The organism is Nocardiopsis eucommiae, assembly GCF_965344335.1.
Lineage (GTDB): Bacteria > Actinomycetota > Actinomycetes > Streptosporangiales > Streptosporangiaceae > Nocardiopsis > Nocardiopsis eucommiae.
Map to the genome: position 1 here is coordinate 1 of NZ_CBDRIY010000018.1, position 17,465 is coordinate 17,465.

Annotated in this window: 17 protein-coding genes; 10 read left to right on the top strand and 7 right to left on the bottom strand. The window is 71.8% G+C overall.

Annotation, left to right across the window (positions count from 1 at the left end; genetic code table 11):
* Window positions 1–22 precede the first annotated feature (22 nt).
* Window positions 23–343: a ferredoxin gene (gene fdxA, locus ACRWK8_RS13470; protein ID WP_014908468.1), complete on the bottom strand. Its 321-nt coding sequence runs from the start codon at window positions 341–343 to the stop codon at window positions 23–25.
* Between the two features lie 183 nt (window positions 344–526).
* On the opposite strand from fdxA, the gene ACRWK8_RS13475 reads away from it, so the two are divergent.
* The 4 genes from ACRWK8_RS13475 (at window position 527) to ACRWK8_RS13490 (ending at window position 4,331) form a co-directional block, all read left to right on the top strand.
* Complete coding sequence (locus tag ACRWK8_RS13475) at window positions 527–763, top strand: putative acetyltransferase (RefSeq protein WP_378742469.1); 237 nt, start codon at window positions 527–529, stop codon at window positions 761–763.
* A gap of 171 nt (window positions 764–934) precedes the next feature.
* The gene (locus ACRWK8_RS13480) at window positions 935–2,296 is read left to right on the top strand and encodes a hypothetical protein (protein ID WP_378742339.1); all 1,362 of its coding nucleotides are present in this window, start codon (window positions 935–937) and stop codon (window positions 2,294–2,296) included.
* Window positions 2,297–2,445: 149 nt separating this feature from the next.
* Window positions 2,446–3,183 (top strand): SDR family NAD(P)-dependent oxidoreductase, encoded by a 738-nt coding sequence (locus ACRWK8_RS13485; RefSeq protein ID WP_378742337.1) that lies wholly within the window; start codon window positions 2,446–2,448, stop codon window positions 3,181–3,183.
* A 104-nt stretch (window positions 3,184–3,287) separates the two neighbouring features.
* Window positions 3,288–4,331 (top strand): site-2 protease family protein, encoded by a 1,044-nt coding sequence (locus ACRWK8_RS13490; protein WP_431870570.1) that lies wholly within the window; start codon window positions 3,288–3,290, stop codon window positions 4,329–4,331.
* 23 nt (window positions 4,332–4,354) lie between these two features.
* Here ACRWK8_RS13490 and ACRWK8_RS13495 read toward each other — a convergent pair whose 3' ends face one another.
* Both ACRWK8_RS13495 and mshB read right to left on the bottom strand, forming a co-directional pair.
* Window positions 4,355–4,837, bottom strand: coding sequence for a hypothetical protein (locus tag ACRWK8_RS13495; protein ID WP_431870572.1), 483 nt, complete (start codon window positions 4,835–4,837; stop codon window positions 4,355–4,357).
* 60 nt (window positions 4,838–4,897) lie between these two features.
* Window positions 4,898–5,764 (bottom strand): N-acetyl-1-D-myo-inositol-2-amino-2-deoxy-alpha-D-glucopyranoside deacetylase, encoded by an 867-nt coding sequence (mshB, locus tag ACRWK8_RS13500; protein WP_378742329.1) that lies wholly within the window; start codon window positions 5,762–5,764, stop codon window positions 4,898–4,900.
* 130 nt (window positions 5,765–5,894) lie between these two features.
* Between mshB and ACRWK8_RS13505 the strand changes: the two genes are divergently transcribed.
* Complete coding sequence (locus ACRWK8_RS13505; RefSeq protein ID WP_431870574.1) at window positions 5,895–8,081, top strand: S9 family peptidase; 2,187 nt, start codon at window positions 5,895–5,897, stop codon at window positions 8,079–8,081.
* A gap of 87 nt (window positions 8,082–8,168) precedes the next feature.
* Here the strand turns inward: ACRWK8_RS13505 and ACRWK8_RS13510 are convergent, their stop codons facing one another.
* The gene (locus ACRWK8_RS13510; RefSeq protein WP_431870576.1) at window positions 8,169–9,968 is read right to left on the bottom strand and encodes a serine/threonine-protein kinase; all 1,800 of its coding nucleotides are present in this window, start codon (window positions 9,966–9,968) and stop codon (window positions 8,169–8,171) included.
* Window positions 9,969–10,426: 458 nt separating this feature from the next.
* On the opposite strand from ACRWK8_RS13510, the gene ACRWK8_RS13515 reads away from it, so the two are divergent.
* The 4 genes from ACRWK8_RS13515 (at window position 10,427) to ACRWK8_RS13530 (ending at window position 12,714) form a co-directional block, all read left to right on the top strand.
* On the top strand, window positions 10,427–10,804 hold the full coding sequence (locus tag ACRWK8_RS13515) for a DUF3054 domain-containing protein (protein WP_431870578.1): 378 nt from the start codon (window positions 10,427–10,429) through the stop codon (window positions 10,802–10,804).
* Window positions 10,805–10,850: 46 nt separating this feature from the next.
* On the top strand, window positions 10,851–11,249 hold the full coding sequence (locus ACRWK8_RS13520) for a hypothetical protein (RefSeq protein ID WP_431870580.1): 399 nt from the start codon (window positions 10,851–10,853) through the stop codon (window positions 11,247–11,249).
* Between the two features lie 69 nt (window positions 11,250–11,318).
* Window positions 11,319–12,026 (top strand): TrmH family RNA methyltransferase, encoded by a 708-nt coding sequence (locus ACRWK8_RS13525; RefSeq protein ID WP_431870582.1) that lies wholly within the window; start codon window positions 11,319–11,321, stop codon window positions 12,024–12,026.
* Window positions 12,027–12,078: 52 nt separating this feature from the next.
* The gene (locus tag ACRWK8_RS13530; protein WP_378742313.1) at window positions 12,079–12,714 is read left to right on the top strand and encodes a GNAT family N-acetyltransferase; all 636 of its coding nucleotides are present in this window, start codon (window positions 12,079–12,081) and stop codon (window positions 12,712–12,714) included.
* 80 nt (window positions 12,715–12,794) lie between these two features.
* Here ACRWK8_RS13530 and ACRWK8_RS13535 read toward each other — a convergent pair whose 3' ends face one another.
* From ACRWK8_RS13535 to ACRWK8_RS13545, 3 genes are read right to left on the bottom strand one after another with little or no spacing between them, the layout of a single operon-like run.
* Entirely contained in the window at window positions 12,795–13,541 is a 747-nt protein-coding gene (locus ACRWK8_RS13535; protein WP_378742306.1) for a succinate dehydrogenase/fumarate reductase iron-sulfur subunit, read from the bottom strand.
* Window positions 13,538–15,484, bottom strand: a complete 1,947-nt coding sequence (locus ACRWK8_RS13540) for a fumarate reductase/succinate dehydrogenase flavoprotein subunit (protein WP_378742304.1) — start codon at window positions 15,482–15,484, stop codon at window positions 13,538–13,540. Before ACRWK8_RS13540 ends, ACRWK8_RS13535 begins: the two co-directional genes overlap by 4 nt.
* On the bottom strand, window positions 15,485–16,135 hold the full coding sequence (locus ACRWK8_RS13545) for a succinate dehydrogenase cytochrome b subunit (protein ID WP_378742467.1): 651 nt from the start codon (window positions 16,133–16,135) through the stop codon (window positions 15,485–15,487).
* A gap of 131 nt (window positions 16,136–16,266) precedes the next feature.
* Between ACRWK8_RS13545 and ACRWK8_RS13550 the strand changes: the two genes are divergently transcribed.
* Window positions 16,267–17,283, top strand: a complete 1,017-nt coding sequence (locus ACRWK8_RS13550; protein ID WP_378742302.1) for a LysR family transcriptional regulator — start codon at window positions 16,267–16,269, stop codon at window positions 17,281–17,283.
* The last annotated feature ends 182 nt before the right edge of the window (window positions 17,284–17,465 follow it).

The window sequence follows — 17,465 nt, forward strand, 5'->3', positions numbered from 1 at the left end:
GCGCCAAGGGGTCGCGCGCGGCTCACTCGGCCTGCGGGGGCAGCTTGGCGACGATCGGGTGGTCGCGGTCGATCTTGCCGACCTTGGAGGCGCCGCCGGGGGAGCCCAGGTCGTCGAAGAAGTCGACGTTGGCCTTGTAGAACTCCGACCACTGCTCGGGCAGGTCGTCCTCGTAGTAGATGGCCTCCACCGGGCAGACCGGCTCGCACGCGCCGCAGTCCACACACTCGTCCGGGTGGATGTAGAGCATGCGGTCACCCTCGTAGATGCAGTCCACGGGGCACTCGTCAATGCACGCCTTGTCCAGCACATCAACACAGGGCTGCGCGATGACGTAGGTCACGTCGTACTCCTTGTCTCACCCCCGCTAACCCGCGGGGAGGCGGGGACCTTCAGAGGGCACCGGCACCGGTTCCGACGTGCGGGCGTCGTTCGTGGTCCGGGCTCTGTAAAGCGATTGGCACAGATGTCGTTCTCCTAGTATGGCGTCGGAGAACACCCATCGCACACTCGGGGGTTGGAAATCATGCACTTGGGCGGAAGGCTCGTCCACAGGATCACCCCGGAGGACCTCGGAGCCAGGGTCTCCGTGCGAATCACCCGCGCCGAGGGCGGCTTCACCGATATCGTCGGCGTGGTGGAGTCCTGGGCCGACGGCGTGCTCACGCTGCGCAGGAGGGACGACTCGACGGTGGAGGTCGCCGAGGCCGACGTCGTCGCGAGCCGTGTCGTTCCCCCGGTACCCCCGCGTCGACCCCGGTAGGGTCCCAGGCGCCCACAAGCTGGAATTCTTCGGCCTTTCCGGGGTAGGACAGGCACAGCCCGACACGGTGAACCCCCAACCGTGACCTCGGGCCGACAACGAAGCACCGTACCCGGCCGTCCCACCCCCGGACGGGCCGGGCACGAGGTACGCGGGGAGGTGGCGCCCATCATGAGGGAGGCAGTCGCGTCCGCACTCGCCGAACTGGCCCGGCGGGACGAGCGGGCCGCCGACCTGGCACGACTGGCTCTGGACACGCTCGCCCCCGAGCAGGAGATCCAACGGCTCAACCAGCACGCGGTACAGCGGTTCTGCTGGTACGAACTCCCCCTGCGCTTCCAGGACTCGGCCGACGACCGGCTGTTCGCCGTGCGATCCCTCGGCCACCTCTTCCAGCTCCTGAAGCTGAACCGGTACGCGGACGTGTGCCGGGCCTCGGAGACCGCCACCCTGCTGGCCCTGTACGACGCCGACCACACGGCGGGCCTGGCGATGTACGAACGCCTCATGTGGGAGTCGGGGGTAGAACCTCCCGACCTCCCCGAACTCACCTGGGGCACCAGCGTGGGCGACGTGGAGCTGCACGCCCGGGGGGAGACGGCCGCCGCGCTCGAACTCGCCATCACACTCGGGGACATCCGCCCGGGGAAGAGCGGGTGGCGGCCCGCCCAGGAACGGTTCGCGCGCTCCTTCCTCACCCAGCCCGACCAGCGGGGGCTCAGTCACCTCGACCGGGTCCGCGAGGAGCGGGTCCGGGCCTGGATCTCCTCCTCCGCGCACCCGCACCGGCAACGCCTGTGGCCGCTGGTGGGGCAGATCATCGCCGGGGCGGACGTGCCGCGCGGTTCGACCGCCGCGATGGCGCCGCTGCAACGCATGCTGGACCTGGCCGCTGACGGGATCGCGCTCACACAGATCGGGTACATCTCCCCCGGCGTGGTCCGGCAGCTGTGCGAGGACTTCGGCTGGTCCACCACCCCGGAGCCGCCGCGCAGCGAGACCGACGCCACCCAGATCATCGCCCTGCACCAGGTGCTGCGCACGATGCGCGCCGTGCGCCGCTCCGGGCGCCGTCTCGAACTCACCCGACGCGGGCAGCAGCTGCGCGAGGACCCCGAGGCGCTGTGGGAGGCCGCCACCGAGACGCTGTGCCGGACCGGCGGCATCCAGCAGGCCGCCGCCGAGACGCTGCTCGGGATGCTGCTGGGCCGCTCGCCCCAGGGCCTGGGCTCACACGCCAGACCGGCCACCTCCGACGCGGAGGCGGCCGAGCGCACCCTGACCGAGTCCGGGTGGCGCCCGGTCGACCCGCCGGTGGCCGCCGGACGACACGCCGCCGCGCACCGCCGCACCGCCGAGACCGCCTCGGACCGCGTGCGCGCCATGGTGATGGCGGTGGGCTGGCTGCTGGAGGCGCTCGGGCTGGTCACCGGGGACGACCACGACGGCCGCCGGGAGCTCACCACGGCGGGGCGCGCGTTCGCGGTGGCGTGCCTGCACAAGTCCGCGGTCGCGCCCCGCGCGGTGGTCTGAGGCGCAGCCCCCCGACCGCCCCCACCTCGGCGAGCCGTGACCACCCTGGTGGGACGGTGGAGTCCGGCGTCCGCGGTGCGGAACCCCACTGGCATACTTCCCCCACCAGGCTCCCGGAGAGGGGCACCGGCCGGATCGGGAGGCACCTCATGTCGCGTCAGGTCACCGTCGTCACGGGAGGGAGCCGGGGCATCGGTGCGGCGACCTGTGTCCGCCTGGCCCGGGACGGCCACGACGTGGTCCTCGGATACGCCCGTGACGAGGCCGCCGCGCGAGGGGTCGCCGAACGGGTGCGCTCCGTCGGGAGCCGCTGCGTGGCCGTGCGCGCCGACACCTCGGAGGAAGCGGGGGCGGAGCGGATCTTCGACACGGCCCTCGAGGAGTTCGGCCGGGTGAGCGGGCTGGTCAACAACGCCGGGGTGACCGGGCCGCTCGGCGCCTTCGCGGACGTGTCCACCGAGGACCTGCGGCGCGTCGTCGACGTGAACCTGCTGGGTTACCTGCTGTGCTGTCGCCGCGCGGTGCGGGAGATGCGGGGGTCCGGGGGCGCGATCGTGAACGTCTCCTCGGCGGCGGCGACCCTCGGCAGCCCGGGTGAGTACGTGCACTACGCCGCGACCAAGGCCGCCGTCGACACCCTCACCGTGGGCCTGGCCAAGGAGCTGGGGCCGGTCGGCGTACGGGTCAACGCGGTGTCACCCGGCATCACCGAGACCGACATGCACGCCGCGATGGGCGATCCCGACCGTCCCGTCAGGGCCGCCTCACGCATCCCGCTCGGCCGGGCCGGGCGTCCCGAGGAGATCTCCGGGGCGATCAGCTGGCTGCTGTCCGCGGACGCCTCGTACACGACGGGCACCGTTCTGAGGGTCGCCGGAGGGATGTAGGGGGAGGTCGGCGCGGGGGCGCGGCCGGTGCGGCACCCGCTGCGAGGAGGTGCGCGCCAGGGCCTAATCTGGAGCACGAACCACCCGCGACCAGCAGGAGCATCATGCCCACGCCCGAGCCGCCGCAACCGGCGGAGCCCGACGCCATGACCGTTCCCGACAGCGGGACGGACCCGGGCGAGCGGGAGCGCGCCGCCGACCCGTGGGCGCGGATGCCCGACGACGCCCTGAACGCCTCGGGTGTCGGTGCCGACCACGCGGACGGTGGGGACGAGCCGGGGGGCACCGCTCCCGAGCGCGGAGACGGGGCGGACGGCGGCGCCGAGACGGAGGAGGCCGGGACCGAGCGCGCGGAGAGCTGGGCGGACTTCCTGCCGAGCCCGGTGTTCCTGCTGGTGCTCGGCCTGGCCGGGTTCGCGGGCTGGCTCTCCTGGACCCACGTCGAGCTGGACTGGGCCGAGGAGGGGACGTCGGTCACCCCGCTCATCCCGCCGCTGCTGATCCTGTTCGGATGGATCGTCTCCGTGGCGGTGCACGAGTTCGCGCACGCCCTGGCGGCCTACCTCGCGGGGGACCGGTCCCTGCGCGGCAGTGCCTACCTGCGGCTCAACCCGTTCGCCTACCGGGAGACCTTCGGCGGTCTGGTGCTGCCGGTCGTGTACCTGGGTGTGGGCGGATTCGGTCTGAACGGGCCGCCCACCTACGTGGACTGGGACCGCGTGCCGAGCCGGGGCCGTCGGGCCGTGGTGGCCCTGGCCGGGCCGCTGGCCAGCCTCGTGCTGTCGGGTCTGCTGGCCCTCACCGTCTCCCTGCTGGTGCCGGCCGGACAGGACACCACGAACTGGGCGATCTCCTCACTGGCCTTCCTGGCCATGGCCAACGCGACCAGCGCCGTGGTGAACCTGCTGCCGATCCCCGGACTGGACGGGTACCACGTGCTGGCCGCCTTCCGAGGTGCCGGGTGGACGGAGTTCGTCCGGGTCAACGGCCTGTTCTGCTCGATCGCCGTGTTCGCGGTCCTGTGGCTGCCGGTGGTCCGGGACGTGTTCGAGAAGTCGGCGTACGCGCTGTTCGACCTGATCCTGCCCAACCCGACCATCCCCGGGATGATGTTCCACGGGAAGCTGCTGCTCCAGTTCTGGGCCTAGGGGGCACCCCCGAGGTTCCGGGACTAGAGGGCGCCGGTGACCGTGGGGGTGGGGCGCGGCGGCAGGACGAGGCTGCGCATCACCCCGACGGCCAGGGCGATCATCGACCCGAACAGGAAGACGTAGTTCACCAGCTTGGCGGAGAACACGATGTTCCCGCCGGTCAGGTAGCCGAGCATCACCAGCATGACCGCGACGTAGCCGACCGCGAAGCCCACGGCGCCGGACTGGCGGCGGCTCCCCCACCCGGCCAGGCGGCACAGCGTGTACAGCACGACCAGTTGGGCGACCACCGCCGCCAGCCCCACGGCCTGCTGGGTGAGGCCGAGGTCCCAGAAGTGGGAGACCCAGCCCATCGCGAAGCCGGAGAGCACCCCCACGCCCAGGCCCGCGACCGACAGCACCGCGAAGGAGAGCACGGTCAGCGCGGACGACGCGAGCGGGTGGGGGTCGCCGTGCGGGGCCGGGGTCGGCCCGGGGTTCTCGGGAGTCTCAGGAGTGGTCACGGAAGACGAGGGTAGGCGCTCCCGGGCGGGAAGGTGGCACGATCACCGCACCGCCCCTCCTCACAGCCCGGCGAACAGGTCCGTCTCGTAGCCGTCCGCGCCCGGCTTGGGCGGCGCCCCCAACAACAGGGTGAAGTACTCGACGGCGTCGATCTCCTGGGCGATGTCGTTGGACAGCGCGAACCGTCCCCCGTCCACGGTGATCTGGGTGGCGTGCGCCCGCATGGCCAGGGCCTTGGCCGCCCAGTGGTCGGAGGCGTCGATCCGGGTGGTGACGATCGCGTCGGGGGTGCCCCGGGCGATGTCCGACACCTGCTTGGGCGGGGTGAAGGGGCCCGCCTCCTCGTTGAGCCGCGCGATGGACTCCTCGATGCGGGACACCGGCTGGGCGATCGCGTAGAGCTTGCCGACCCGCCACGGTGTGCCGGGCATGGCCCGCTCGTTGGCCTTGGCGCAGGCGCGGCGGGTGATCCGGTGGGCCTGGACGTGGTCCGGGTGGCCGTAGCCCCCGTGTTCGTCGTAGCTGACCAGCACGTGCGGGCGGACCTCGCGGATGATCTCGGCCAGCATGCGGGCCGCCTCCTCGACGTCGGCGCCCCAGAAGGCCCGGGGGTGGTCGTTGGTGGGGCCGCCCATCATCCCGGAGTCCCGGTAGTGGCCCGGCCCGCCGAGGAACCGGTGGTCGCGCACTCCCAACGCCACACAGGCCCTGTCGAGCTCCCCGATCCGGTACTCGCCCAGGGTGTCGTCGCGGTCGGAGGTCAGGTGGGCGAGATCGGCGGGGATGACCTCGCCCTCCTCGCCCAGCGAGCAGGTCACGAGGGTGACCCCGGCCCCCTCAGCCGCGTACTTCGCCAGGGTGGCCCCGGTGACGATGCTCTCGTCGTCCGGGTGCGCGTGCACCATCATCAGTCGCCTGTCCATCACGCAGGGAACAATACCGGGCGGATGCGTGCGTCCCGTCCCAAACTCCACAGTCCGCCCGCGAGGTGGCGGACCTCGTACGACGGGCGAGGGCCGGGGGCGGCCGGGGCGTGCCATGGGACACAATCGGCGTATGAGCTTTCCTCGCCAACAGGCCAGAACCCAGCGCTTCACCATCGGAGTCCCGCGCGCGTTCCAGATCTCCCCGGACGGGGAACGCGTCCTCTTCCTGCGCGGACGCGACGGTACCGACCGGGCGACCTGCCTGTGGTCGTTCTCCGTCGAGACCGGCGCCGAATCGGTGCTGGCGGACCCCAGGGAGCTGGGCGCCGACGACGAGAACCTCCCCCCGGAGGAGCGCGCCCGCCGCGAGCGGATGCGCGAGCACGGCGGCGGCATCGTGTCGTACACGGTGGACGACGCGTTCACGCGCGCCGTCTTCACGCTGTCCGGCCGGGTGTTCTACGTGGACCTCGTCGGGGACGACGGCGCCCCGCGTGAGCTCCCCGTGGCCAGCCCGGCCGTCGACCCCCGGGTCTCCCCCGCGGGCGACCGGGTGGCCTACGTGCACCGGGGCGCGGTCCGCGTGGTCGACGTCGCCGACGACGGCGACCCGGACCGGGACCGCGTCCTCGTGGAACCGGACGGCGAGCACGTCACGTGGGGTCTGGCCGACCTGGTCTCCGCCGAGGAGATGAGCCGGGTGCGCGGCTTCTGGTGGGCCCCGGACGGGGGGTCGCTGGCGGTCAGCCGGGTGGACGAGGCCGAGGTCAACCGCTGGTTCGTCGGCGACCCGAACCAGCCCGGCCAGGAGCCGCGGCCGCTCCGCTACCCGGCCGCCGGAACCGCCAACCCGGACGTGCGGCTGGCGGTGCTCGCGGTGCCGTCCGCGACCGCGTACCGGCGCGACGGACTCCCCGAGCCCACGCCGATCGAGTGGGACCGCGAGGCGCTGCCGTACCTGCCCACCGTGGGGTGGACCACCGGTCCGGACGGCAACCCCGTCCTGGTGTTCACCGCGCAGAGCCGCGACCAGCGCACCCTCACCCTGTTCAGCTCCGACCCCGCCACCGGCCTCGTCTCGGCGGTGCGCACCGAGAGCGACGACGTGTGGGTGGAGATCATGCCGGGCGTGCCCGCGTTCACCGCGTCGGGCGACCTGGTGTGGATCGGCCGCGACGGCGCCCGGGGCGAGCGCCGGGTGTACGTGGGCGAGGACGCGGTCAGCGCCGAGGGCGTGTACGTGCGCGGTGTGGTGGACGTCGACGGCGACCGGGTGCTCTTCACCGGTTCGCCCGAGGGACGACCGGGCGACGTGTCGCTGTGGCTGGCCGACACCCGGCTGGGCACCTGCGCCCCGCTGGAGCTGCCGGGCGGCTCGGACGACGGCCACGGCGGGGTGCGCTCCGGTCGACTGCGCGGGGACACCCTCGTGGCGCAGCACCGTTCGATGGACTTCACCGGGGTCCGGACCCTGGTGGTGCGTGACGCCAGCAGGGAGACCCGGCGCGCCCACGGTGAGGTCCGGAGCCTGGCCGAGACCCCCGAGCTGCCGGAGGTCCGGGTGCACACCTGGGTGGCCGGGGACGGGATTCCCAGCGCGCTGGTCCTGCCGTCCTGGTACCGCGACGGCGAGGACCCGCTGCCGGTGCTGGTCGCCCCCTACGGCGGTCCGCACGCGCAGCGGGTGCTCAACGCGCGCGGCGCGTACCTGGCCTCGCAGTGGTTCGCGGAGCAGGGCTTCGCGGTGCTCATCGCGGACGGTCGCGGGACGCCCGGAGTCGGCCTGGACTACGAGCAGGCGGTCCACCACGACCTCGCGGAGCCGGTCCTGGAGGACCAGGTGACGGCGCTGGAGGACGCGGCGGAGCGGTTCGGCTGCCTGGACCTGACCCGGGTGGGCGTCCATGGGTGGTCGTTCGGCGGGTACCTGGCCGCGCTGGCCGTGCTGCGGCGTCCGGACGTGTTCCACGCGGCCGTGGCGGGCGCCCCGGTGATCGACTGGGCGCTCTACGACACGCACTACACCGAGCGCTACCTGGGCACCCCCCAGGAGCAGCCCGAGGTGTACGAGCGGACGTCGCTGATGGCGGACGCCGCGAAGCTGGAGCGCCCGCTGATGCTCGTCCACGGCCTGATCGACGACAACGTGGTGTTCGCGCACACGCAGCGGATGTCCGAGGCGCTGCTGGCCGCTGGTCGCCCGCACACGGTGCTGCCGCTCGCGGGCGTGACCCACAGCCCGGCGGACCCGGTCACCGCGGAGAACCTGCTGCTGTTGCAGGTGGACTTCCTGAAGCAGAACCTGACGGGCGCGTAGGCCCGGTGCGCCGCCCCGGCCCCGCTCCCTCGTGGGGCCGGGGACCGGGGCCGCGCCGTGTCGGCTCGGGGTCGGACCGGAGAGGGGTCAGGGGCGGGTCGCCTGGATCTCGGTCGGTTCGGGGACCTCGACGTCCACCGGGAGGTCGAACCGCATGAAGTCCAGGTGCTGCGTGTACGACCTCGGTTCACCGTTCTCGGCCAACGCGCCGGGCTCGGGCACCCCCACCGCGACGAAGCGCACCGGGTGGCCCTCCTCGGAGATCCAGAGGTCGAACTCCACCTCCACGGGGCCGTGCGAGAGCCCCACGAACCGGTGGTCGAACGTCCCGGTGTAGTGGTGGCCGCCGCGCTCCAGCGGGTCCACGTCGCCCAGGAGTTCCTCGGGGATCTCCACGTCGCCGATCGTGCTCCGGCCCTCGTAGGTGACCTGTGCCCCCTCGGCGGTGAGCCCCTCCAGGGTGCGGAGCTTCTCCTCCCAGAGGACCCGGGGCGCCTCGGTCTCGGGGCTTCCGGGGCCCGGGTCCCGGAAGTACCGGCGCTCGCCGCCGCCGATCACCCCCGTGTTCTCCGGGGCGAAGTGCACGAGCTCGGCCAGGTCCTCCCCGAACGACAGCTCACCGTTGGTGCTGGGTCCGAAGTGGACCGTCCGGGACATGGCGGGCTGCGGTTCCTCCGTGTACCGGTAGTGGGTCTGCGTCTGGTCCCCGATGTCGTTCGTGTAGAGCCGGTCGTAGGTGGTGAAGCTGGACGCCGCCAGGGCGAGCTCCACCGCGTCGGCCACGACCGCGTCCACGTCCTCGGGCACCTCGGCCACGGCGGGGCCGGTGCGCTCCTCCTCGACGACCTCCCCGGCCGCCTCCGCCGCCGCGTCGTCGGTGTCCGGGCCTCCGGCCCCGACCGGGCTCCCCACGGTACTGACCAGTGCCCCGCCGCCGATCAGGGCCCCGACCAGCACGGCGGCGGTTCCGGCGAGCAGGAAGGGCGCGACGGTGCGGCGCGGGCGGCCCACGTGGCGGAGCCGGGGAGTGCTCACCCCGGTCCACTCGGCGGCCACCAGTCCGGAGACCGCCGTGGCCGGGTCCTCTCCCATCGTGAGCTCCCGAAGGACCTCCAGCACCGTGGGCCGCTCCTCGGGCACCTGCGCCAGGGCCCGGCCGACGAGCGGGGCCAGGTGCGCCGGGACGGAACCCGTGGGTTTCCCGGAGGGCACCGTGCCGGTGGCGGCGAAGTGGACCAGCGCACCCCAGGCGTACACGTCGGCGTACCCGGTGACCCCGGCGGGGTCGCCCGAGCGCTGCTCGGGCGCGGCCCACCGCGCGGGGGAGAGCGGCTGCCCGGTGGCGCGCACGGTGCCGAGGTCCACCACCCGGGGACCCTCAGGCGACATGATCACCCTGCTCGGGTCCAGTGCCAGGTGGAGCGCTCCGGCGGCGTGCCCGGCCGCCAGGGCCTCGGCGACTCCGGCGGCGAGCGCGGAGAGCATGCCTCCGGTCAGCGGGCCGTGTTCGGCCACGTGCGCGGCGAGGGTGAGCCCGGGGGCGTGGGCGGAGGCCAGCCAGGGTTCGGCGGCCCGGACGTCCGCGCCCCGGTACGCGACGGCACAGAGGGAGCGCACCCGGGACAGGCGGTCGACCTCCGCCTCCAGCCGGGCCCGTGCCTCGGGAGCGTCCGCCAGCCGGGCCGGGACCACGCGGATCACGGAGGCCGCACCGGCGGTGTCCGTCCCGAGCAGGACCGTGCCCGCCGCGTCCCGGGAGACGCGGCCGATGACGCGGTGGTCGCCCAGCACCGCCGGGTCGCCCTTGGCCGGACGCTCCACGCCCGGCGGCAGGTGGTCACGGTCGGGGGTCGGTGCGGCGGCGGACGGGCCAGCAGAAGGGTTCATGGGGGAAGCGCTTCCGGTCGAAGGAGGACACCAGGGGAGGGAACCAGTATGGGCCCGGCGGATCTGATGCGGTCGGTGCCGGGGTGGTTCACTCCGTCACCCTCGGTTCGCGGCGGAGCTCCGCGCCCCCCGGCCGAGGGGGTGCCCGGAGCGGGGCCAGCACGTGTTTTTGTGGATGCTTTCGCCGGTGGCGGCGGAGCCGCCATCGATGCGAGCGGCCGTCTCCCCTACTGTGCCCTGCTTCGCAAGCTCCGCAGTGTCGCACAGCGGGGGCCCGGCAATCTCTCGCAAGACGATGAGTGAAGCTGCCCCTACTGTGCGCTGCTACGCAAGCTCCGCAGCTTCGCACAGCGGGGGCCCGCCCGGGTTTGGCTGTCCGAGCTTCATCGGCGTAGTGAGAGGCAGCCTGGTGGTCGCGAGCGCGGAATGATCCAAAAAACACGGGCTAGCCTGGGGGTATGCGCTCGTACACCCCGTTCCTGGCCCTGGTGGCCGACCTGATCTGCGTGCTGGTGTTCGTCGTGGTGGGCAAGACCGACCACGCGACCGGCCTGGGCCCGGCCGAGGTGGCCGCGACCGCGTGGCCGTTCCTGGCCGCCCTGGCCCTGGGATGGGTCGTCACCCTGGCGTGGCGCTCCCCTGGCCGGATCTGGCCGACCGGTGTCCTGGTGTGGGCCGTGACGGTCGCGGGCGCCATGCCGTTGCGCCTGCTCAGCGGCGAGGGAGCGCCCGCGTCCTTCGTCGTGGTGACCGCGCTGTTCCTGGCCGCGACCATGCTCGGCTGGCGCGCCGTGGCCCTGCTGGTCTCCCGGAGGAAGCGACAGACGACGGTCTGAGGGGGAAGACTGGGGGTGGACGTCCGCCCCGCCCCAAGGAGCCCCCATGGCCGATCCCGTCACCACCGCCATCGTCGCCGCCCTCGCCACCGCCTCGGCCACCAAACTGGGTGACGGCCTCGGGGAGGGCGTGGTCACCACCTTCAAGTCCCTGTACAGGGCCGTGACCAAGCGGTTCCGATCCGAGCCCGAGGCGCAGGAGGCGCTGGACGACCTCCGCCTGGAACAGGACGACGCCGGGGCCGTGGAGGCCGTCTCCACGCACCTGGAGCGGGCGGCCCGGGAGGACCCGGAGATCGGACGGCTGCTGGCGGAGCTCCGCTCGGAGGTGCGGGAGATCAACCAGGCGGGCGAGGGCTCCGTGGTCAACCAGATCCACGGCGACGTGAGCGGGTCCGCGCGCGTCATCCAGGGTCGCGACTTCCACGGGGGCATCCACCTGTAGGGGTCCCTGCCCGGTCGGGGCGGGTGCGACCGGCTCGGGCGGCCGCAGGCGGTTCGTAAGCTGGAGACGATGAACGAGCACCCCGCCACCGAGGCCACCACCGTGATCCCCGTCGAGCACCCCTCCGGGGAGGACGAGGCCCGCGAGGTGGGCGTCGGACCGTGGGAGGGCCCTTGGCCCGAGGGCGACCACTACGACCCGGAGCTGCTGGCCGGAGGCGACCGCCGCAACGTGGTGGACCACTACCGCTACTGGCGGCGCGAGGCGATCGTGGCCGACCTCGACACGGTCCGGCACGAGTTCCACGTGGCGGTGGAGAACTGGTCCCACGACTTCAACATCGGTTCGGTCGTGCGCACCGCCAACGCGTTCGGCTGCGCGGCGGTCCACATCGTCGGCAAGCGGCGCTGGAACCGTCGGGGCGCGATGGTGACCGACCGCTACCAGCACGTCCACCACCACCCGGACACGGAGTCGCTGGTGGCCTGGGCGGCCGAGCGCGACCTCGTCCTGGTCGGGGTGGACAACCTGCCCGGGGCGGTCCCCCTGGAGACCCACCCGCTGCCAAGGAACGCCGTGCTGGTGTTCGGCCAGGAGGGGCCGGGCCTGTCCGAGGAGGTCCGCGAGGTCTGCTCGGCGGTGCTGTCGATCGCCCAGTTCGGGTCGACCCGGTCCATCAACGCGGGTGCGGCCGCCGCCGTGGCCATGCACGCCTGGGTGCGGGCGCACGTGTTCGACCAACCGGTGACCGGGGGCGCGACCACCCCTCGTCCGTGATTGTCCCGTGATCTAACATGAGCGAGTCGCCCCCTACCAGGAAGTAGCCAGGATGAGTCCGATCGTCACCTCCACCGCCCGCTCCGCCACCCTCGACGACGTGCCCGGGGCGGCCCGGGTGCTGAGCCGCTCGCTGCACGACGATCCCCTCTTCCGGTGGCTGTTCCCCGACGACGAGCAGCGCATGGCCAGGGTGCGCCGGTTCTTCGCCCTGACCACCGGCTACGGCTACGTGCCCGCGGGCGACACCCGGGTCACCGAGCTGGCGGAGGAGTCCGGGGCCGCGCCGGTCATCCGCGGCGCCGCGCTCTGGGCCCAGCCGACCAGCAACCCGGAGGGCCCGCTGGTGTCCGTGCGCACCTGGCCGCACTGGGGCCCGCTCATCGGGCGCGCCCGCCTGGCCGCGTTCGTCCGGATCTTCGCCGAGTGGAAGATGGCCGCCCCGCAGGAGTCTCACCTGTACCTGGCCGCGTTGGGCGTCGACCCGAGCGCGGCGGGCACCGGGCTGGCCGGCGGGCTGCTGACCGCCGGGCTGGATCAGGCCGACTCCCATCAGCTGCCGGTCTTCACCCAGACCCTCAACGACAAGAGCGTCGGCTTCTACGAGAACTTCGGCTTCCGCTGCGTGCACCAGGTTCCGCACGAGGGAGTCGGCACCAGCTACTTCCTGCTGCGCCCCGCCTCCTGACCGCCCTCCGGCAGACTCGGCGACGCGGAACGGGCCGCACCCCGAGGGGTACGGCCCGTTCTGACAACCGAGGGTCCCGCCTAGCCGATGCCCTTGCTGAGCGAGCCCAGCAGGTCGCGGTTGAGCTGCGAGATGGTGTCCAGCGGGATGCCCTTGGGGCAGACCGCCGCGCACTCACCGATGTTGGTGCAGCCGCCGAAGTCCTCGTGGTCGTGCTGGTTGATCATCTTCACCACGCGCGAGGCCCGCTCCGGCTGCCCCTGCGGGAGCATGCCGAGGTGGGTGACCTTCGCGGCGGTGAACAGCATGCCGGAGGCGTTCGGGCAGGCCGCCACGCAGGCGCCGCAGCCGATGCAGGTCGCGGCGTCGAACGCGCGGTCGGCGTCCGGCTTCGGGATCGGGTTGGCGTGGGCGTCCGGCGCGGTACCCGTGGGGGCGCTGATGAAGCCGCCCGCCTGGATGATGCGGTCGAACGAACCACGGTCCACGACCAGGTCCTTCACGACCGGGAAGGCCTTGGCCCGCCACGGCTCCACCGTGATGGTGTCGCCGTCGTTGAAGCTGCGCATGTGCAGCTGGCAGGTGGTGGTGACCTCCGGGCCGTGGGCCTCGCCGTCGATCACGACGCCACAGGCACCACAGATACCCTCACGGCAGTCGTGGTCGAACGCGACCGGGTCCTCGTTCTCGAGAGTGAGCTTCTCGTTGAGGACGTCGAGCATCTCCAAGAAGGACATGTCCGGCGAGACGTCCGTGAGCTTGTACGTGACCATCCGGCCTTCGTCGTCACGGCCCTTCTGGCGCCACACGCGCAGGGTGATGTTCACTTGTAGCTCCGCTGCTTCATCTCGACGTACTCGTACTCCAGGGCTTCCTTGTGGAGCACGGGCTTGCTGTCAACGCCACCGAACTCCCACGCGGCGACGTAGGCGAACTCGTCGTCGTGGCGCAGGGCCTCGCCGTCCTCGGTCTGGCTCTCGGCGCGGAAGTGGCCGCCGCAGGACTCGCGGCGGTGCAGGGCGTCGATGCACATGAGCTCGCCCAGTTCGAGGAAGTCGGCCACGCGGTTGGCCTTCTCCAGAGCCTGGTTGAGCTCCTCGTTCGTGCCCAGCACCTTGACGTCGCGCCAGAACTCGGCGCGCAGCTCACGGATGAGCTCGATCGCCTTGCGCAGGCCCTCCTCGTTGCGCTCCATGCCGCAGTAGTCCCACATGATGTGGCCGAGCTCCTTGTGGAAGGAGTCGACGGTGCGGGAACCGTTGATGGAGAGCAGCTTGTCGATGCGGGAGGTGACCTCCTCCTTGGCCTTGACGGCCTCGGGGTGGCTCTCGTCCAGCTTCTCGAACGGGCCGCTGGCCAGGTAGTCGTTGATGGTGTTCGGCAGGACGAAGTAGCCGTCCGCCAGACCCTGCATCAGCGCACTGGCGCCCAGGCGGTTGGCGCCGTGGTCGGAGAAGTTGGCCTCACCGGTCACGAACAGGCCCGGGATGGTGCTCTGGAGGTCGTAGTCGACCCACAGGCCACCCATGGTGTAGTGCACCGCGGGGTAGATGCGCATCGGAACCTCGTACGGGTTCTCGCCGGTGATGCGCTGGTACATGTCGAAGAGGTTGCCGTACTTGGCCTCGACGGCGTCGCGGCCCAGGCGGGCGATCGCGTCGGCGAAGTCCAGGTAGACGCCCAGGCCGCCGGGGCCGACGCCGCGACCCTCGTCGCAGACGTTCTTGGCGGCGCGGGAGGCGATGTCACGCGGCACCAGGTTGCCGAAGGCCGGGTAGATGCGCTCCAGGTAGTAGTCGCGCTCGCCCTCGGGGATCTGACGCGGGTCGCGTGTGTCGCCACCCTCCTTGGGCACCCAGATCCGGCCGTCGTTGCGCAGCGACTCGCTCATCAGGGTCAGCTTGGACTGGTAGTCGCCGCTGACCGGGATGCAGGTCGGGTGGATCTGCGTGTAACAGGGGTTCGCGAAGTGCGCGCCCTTGCGGTGGGCGCGCCACGCGGCGGTGACGTTGGAGCCCATGGCGTTGGTCGACAGGAAGAACACGTTGCCGTACCCGCCAGTGGCCAGGACCACGGCGTCGGCGAAGTGCGTCTCGATCTCGCCGGTGACCATGTCGCGCGCGATGATGCCGCGCGCCTTGCCGTCCACGACGATGACCTCGAGCATCTCGTGGCGGGTGTTCATCTGGACGGTGCCCGCCGCGATCTGCCGCTCCTGCGCCTGGTAGGCGCCGATCAGCAGCTGCTGACCCGTCTGGCCGCGCGCGTAGAAGGTACGGGAGACCTGCACGCCGCCGAAGGAACGGTTGTCGAGCAGACCGCCGTACTCGCGGGCGAACGGCACGCCCTGGGCCACGCACTGGTCGATGATCTCGACACTGGTCTGGGCCAGGCGGTAGACGTTCGACTCGCGGGAGCGGAAGTCACCGCCCTTGACCGTGTCGTAGAACAGGCGGTGGATGCTGTCGCCGTCGTTGCGGTAGTTCTTCGCGGCGTTGATGCCGCCCTGCGCGGCGATGGAGTGCGCGCGGCGGGGGCTGTCCTGGTAACAGAACGAGATGACGTTGTAGCCCGCCTCGCCCATCGTGGCCGCGGCGGCCGCACCGGCCAGGCCGGTGCCGACGATGATGACGGAGAGCTTGCGCCGGTTCGCGGGGTTGACCAGCTTGGCCGAGAAACGGCGCTGGTCCCAGCGCTCGTTGATCGGTCCCTCGGGCGCCTTCTCGTCGCGGATCGGGGCGCCCTCGATGTAGAGGTCGTTCTCAGGCATTTACTTCACCAGTCCAAAGGTGACCGCCAGGGGCGGAAGCAGGAAGCCGACCGTCACGACCAGCGCGATCGCCACGGCGACGGCGTTGATCTTGCTCTGGCGGCTGGCCTTGTTGACGCCGAGGGTGGCCAGGCCACTCCAGATGCCGTGCCGCAGGTGGAAGCCCACCGCGATGACGGCCAGGACGTAGAACAGGGTCACGAACCAGAACTCGGGCTGGAACCCGTTCACCAGGCGCTCGAAGGGGCTGTCGGACTTGCCGCCGGGAGCGATGACGTTCACCGTGAGGTGGAGGATGTGGAAGATCACGAAGAGCGCGATCAGCACACCGCCCCAGCGCATCGTGTAGGAGGAGTAGGTCCGCTGGACCCGCTTCTGCACCACGTAGCGCTGCTCACGGGCACCGCGCGCGCGGATCGTCAGAACCGCGGCGGAGTAGATGTGGATCAGGATGCTCGCGAGGAGCACGATCCGGAAGATCCAGAGGAACCCGCTCTCGGGAAGGAGCGGGTACCCGATCTCCCGTAGGGAGTGCGCATAGCCGTCGAAGGCCTCCTGGCCCGCGAAGACCTTCAGGTTGCCGTACATGTGCGCGATCAAATACAGCACGAGGATCGCACCGGAGGCCGCCATTGCTGACTTGAGCGCCACCGTGGACCCGTAGGCCGTAGACCGCTTCTTGGTCAAGGTACTGTTCGCCACAGCCTGCCACTTTAAATTCGAGTTAAGTCTGACGTCCAAGTCATGGGGACCCTGGTGTCCATAGCCATAGGCTATGGAGCATGCAGTTCCAACAGCTGGCCTACTTCGTCGCTGTCGCCCGCACGCGTCATTTCACCCGCGCAGCCGAGCTTTCTCGTGTCGCCCAGCCGAGTTTGAGCAAACAGATCCGCAGCCTTGAGCGCGAGTTGGGTGCGCCGTTATTCAGTCGTGCTCGGGGAAACATCACACTCACACCCGCAGGTGAGGCCCTGCTTCCGCTGGCCCAGCGCATCCTCACCGACCTGGAGACGGCCCGCCGGGAGGTGGCCGAACTGGCCGGGGTGCGGCGGGGCCGCGTCCGGCTGGGAGCGACGCCGTCACTGTGCGCCGGGCTGCTGGCCGACGTGCTCTCGGACTTCCACCGGCGCTTCCCCGGGATCGAGCTGCACGTGGAGGAGAGCGGCTCCCGCGACCTCATCCGGGACCTGGGGCGGGGGGAACTGGACCTGGCCCTCATCATCCTGCCACTCCACAGCAGCGACCCGGACTTCTCGACCACCCCGATCCTGAGGGAGAACCTGGTGGTGGCGAGCCCGACCTCGCGCCCCTCCCCCAACGGGCGGGCGTCGATCCGCATCACGGAGCTGGAGCACCGCCCGCTCGTGATGTTCCGGCGGGGTTACGACGTCCGCGAGGCCACCCTGCGCGCGTGCCGGGCCGCCGGGTTCGAGCCGGACCTGGCCGTGGAGGGCGGCGAGATGGACGCCGTGCTGCGGTTCGTGGAGGCCGGGTTGGGGCTGGCGGTGGTGCCGAGCATGGTGCTGCGCAACCGCCCGGGACTGAGGGGCACGCCGCTGGCCCGGCCGCGGCTGCTGCGCACGGTGGCCCTGGCCAGGCGCAAGGACGTGGAGCCGTCCCACTCGGCGGAGGCCTTCCGCCGCCACCTGAACGAGTACCTGTTGGCGATGTCGCCGGAGGACCTCGGCCCGGACCTGGAGGTGCTGATCTCGGCGGCCGACGCCGGCGATCCCGACCACGACCGCCGGTGGGCGGGAGAGGGCGGCGGCACGGGGGCCGACGCGGGTCCCACGGACTGACGGGAGGCTCGCGTAGGGACGCGGTCGCAGGGAGCACCGCGAACCGACGAACCCCCTGACCTGCTGATCCTGGGTCCGGCCCACTCCGGTATCGACCGCTTCGGGCCGCTCTGTCACCGACCCTCCTCCGAACCGGTGTTCCTTCGTCACGCGGGTCCCCTGGGCGACCCTTGGTGGCACCC